This is a genomic window from Halobellus sp. Atlit-38R, assembly GCF_003665925.1.
In the GTDB taxonomy this organism is placed as follows: domain Archaea; phylum Halobacteriota; class Halobacteria; order Halobacteriales; family Haloferacaceae; genus Haloquadratum; species Haloquadratum inordinatus.
In genome coordinates this window covers 1-518 of record NZ_QXIJ01000206.1, presented here as the reverse complement: position 1 = coordinate 518, position 518 = coordinate 1, and the positions used below count along the sequence as shown (strand labels likewise).

Here is a 518-nt window from a genome sequence, read left to right as displayed (position 1 = left end):
TCCGGCTGCCGGTCGCCGCGATCAACGGCGCGGCCGACGGGCCGACGCTGTACGTCCAGGCGGTGAGCGACGGCGACGAGCTGAACGGGCTCGGCGTCGTCAACCGTGTCGTCCCGCGCCTCGACCCGGCCGAGCTGTCCGGGTCGGTCCTCGTCGTCGGCATCGTGAACCACTTCGCCTTCCAGGCGGCGGAACACCGGAACCCGGTCGACGACCGGAAGATGAACCGCGGCTACCCCGGCGACGCCGACGGGACGACGAGCGAGCGGATCGCCCACGAGACGTTCCAGGTCGCCAAGCGCGCCGACTACATCCTCGACCTCCACCAGGGGTCGACGAGCCGGATGATAAACGAGACGCGCGTCCGCTGCGGCGTCCGCCACCGCCTCCACGGCGACTGCTTGGAGCTCGCGAAGGCGTTCGGCTGCGGGCACGTCCTCGACATCAAGGGCCCGGACGGCCAGCTCGCCCGGGCCGGCCCGGAACACGGGATCCCCACCGTCGACCCCGAGCTCGGC

General features: G+C 72.2%; 1 protein-coding gene. It reads left to right on the top strand.

The genetic code is table 11. From position 1 onward, the window contains the following. Positions 1-518 (top strand): succinylglutamate desuccinylase/aspartoacylase family protein (locus tag D3D02_RS18970; RefSeq protein ID WP_199723207.1); only part of this gene is annotated, 518 nt, incomplete at both ends.